Annotated in this window: 1 protein-coding gene; it reads right to left on the bottom strand. The window is 37.2% G+C overall.

Annotation, left to right across the window (positions count from 1 at the left end; all coding sequences use genetic code 11):
- Positions 1-2,599 (bottom strand): ATP-binding protein (locus tag H5072_RS16335; protein WP_182694129.1); only part of this gene is annotated, 2,599 nt, incomplete at its 3' end.
- Positions 2,600-2,674 lie beyond the last annotated feature (75 nt).

Here is a 2,674-nt window from a genome sequence, read left to right as displayed (position 1 = left end):
TATTAGCGGTGTTAGCATTTAACGAGCACTCATCAATAATTAAAATATGTTTGTTTTTAATTAAATGACTCGGTAAATCTTGTTCTTTACTTAAGCGCGGTTGTATTTGTACTGTGAAAGAAAATGTACTTCCTTCACCTTGCATACTGTTTACACTCACTTCACCGTTCATCAGTTCGCACAATTGTTTTACTATGGCAAGGCCAAGCCCTGTGCCCCCAAATTGGCGTGTTGTTGAAGCATCGGCTTGTGTGAATGAGTCAAATAACGACGCTTGTTTTTTAGGGTCAATACCAATACCAGTATCAATAATCGAACATTGAAGGAACGAGCCATCCGTTGTTTCATCTATTCTGGCAGTAATGACTACTTCGCCATCAATAGTAAATTTAACCGCGTTGCCAATTAAGTTATTTAAAATTTGGCGCAAGCGGTTAGGGTCACTAATTATCTCGCTAACAGTTATTTGAGTAGCATCTAGAATAAGTTTTGTATTGTTTTGTTCTACCTTTAAAGCAAAGGATTCCACCACTTCGCCTAATAACCGAGGTAAATTAAATTGCACGTTTTCAATATCGAGCTTACCGGCTTCAATTTTAGAAAAGTCTAATATGTCATTAATTATATTAAGCAAAGATTGAGCTGATGATTGAGCAAGTTCAATATGATGTTTTTGCTGTAGGTCCAATTGAGTTTGCTTAATTATGTTAAGCATACCTAAAACACCGTTCATTGGGGTGCGAATTTCGTGGCTCATACTCGCTAAAAATTCACTTTTAGCTTTAACAGCTTGTTCGGCGGTTTCTTTGGCAGAAACTAGTTTTTGTTCGGTTTCAATTCGCTGTTGGCTTGAGTGCAAGCTGCCTATTAACGCTGCAACGGCAATTAAAAAGCTTTCTTCGTTTTTAGACCAGTGGCGTTTTGATTGACATTGCTCTGCGCAGACGACTCCTATAGCGCCACTTCCTGCAGGGATTATTACGCACAGCATTGATTTAATCTCGAGAGTCATTAAATACTGTTCTTTAATTGGCTCGAGTATTGGGTGTTCTTGGGCGTCAGGCACATTAAATACAGGCTGGTGATCTATTGCATTAAAAAAGCCGGGAAGATTTTTTCTTAGCCAAATAGAGTCAATTTTATCACTAGACGAATGTTTACTATGTATGGCAAAAGGGCTTAGTTGGGATTTGTCTTCATTAAAAAACCAAATACTGGCACGTTTAATATCAAATGCTTGGCAGATTGCTTTAGTAATAATGTCTTTTGATTGGCTAAGTTGCCCATTTAATATTAATTTATTAACGGTCAGGGAGGCTAAAATTTCGTTGTGTAATGCGGTTTTATTATTTTCTAATTCAATTTGTTTACGGGTATCAATATTCTGTAATGAGCCAAAGATACGTGTGCATCGTCCATTTTTTCGTTCTGCTTCACCATGTACAAGTACCCAAACAGATTCACCTTCTTCATCCATTACTTCTAATTCAACTTCGTAGCTTTCACCATATTTTATGGCTCGTTCAATTAAAGGTTTAATTGTTTCTCTGCTAGTGCCTTGTTTAAAGTAATTTAAATCTGTAGGCCATTCTGGTTGGTTATTTAATGGGTATTTAAATAGTTTTTTGGTCATATCAGACCAATATACTTGTTTCGTTTCTAAGTTAAATGACCATGCGCCTATTTGGGCTAGATCACTCATTGCTTCAAGCATTTTTTCGTTTTGTTGCTGGCGATTAAGCATTTTCAAAAAGAATAAAAAGGCCCAAATTAATAATCCGCAAATAATAATAATTGATAGCCTAAGTGGCCATACAGCTGAATTTGGTGGGCTCCAACCTATTTTAGGTGCTACGTAAAGTTGCCAATTGCCACCTTGAAAGCTTAACGTAAACTCAAGGGGGTCTTGCTCTATTATGTTTTGATTACCGTAAAAAAACTCCCCTTTGCTGCCAAGTCCATGCCTGCCTTGTAAAGCGACGTTGTATTCTTTTTCTAGCTCATAAATACCTGAATTTTCATAGACTTTGTCAATGTTGAGAACAACTGAAAGTAATCCCCAAAAGCGATTTTCTGGCGGTATGTAAACAGGAACGCGGGCTATAAGTGCTATGTCACCTTGGATTAATTTTAATGGGCCAGCCATTACAATGGTATTTGTATCACGAGCTCTAATAGCATCAGCGCGTTGGTTCTTTTCTTCTAAAAAGTTTAAACCGAGTGCTTTTTCATTACCTTTTAAGGGGTAAGTCATACGAATTACCATATCGGGTGCGCCACCAATATTGCGAAGCTCATTTGAGGTTTTAAATAGTGGTTGGGCAATTTGTTCAAACTGTGTTTGCTGTAAATCAGGCTGCGCTGCTACGGCAACACCTAAGCCTCGAACTAGTTGGATATTAGAAACTAAAATAGATTCTAATTGAGCTCGATATGTACTTACTTCAGAAAGAATTTGTAGGCGATGGGCATCTTTAACACGATTGTAGTTAATACGATCAAGTACGATACCAACTAGTACAGTTAGCGTAAGCGATAACCAAAAGGTCAACTTAAAGTTATGAACGTTCGTTTTTTTATTGTTAGTAGATGGTGGCATTAGCTACATCGTGGCGTTAATTTAGGCAAATTAACTATAGCTAATTTATTACACAAATGAAAACGGCGCATTAAC

The organism is Pseudoalteromonas sp. SR45-5 (assembly GCF_014163565.1).
Taxonomy (GTDB): Bacteria; Pseudomonadota; Gammaproteobacteria; order Enterobacterales; family Alteromonadaceae; genus Pseudoalteromonas; species Pseudoalteromonas distincta.
Note: the sequence above shows the minus strand (reverse complement) of the source record. Positions and strands in the feature narration are given on the sequence as shown.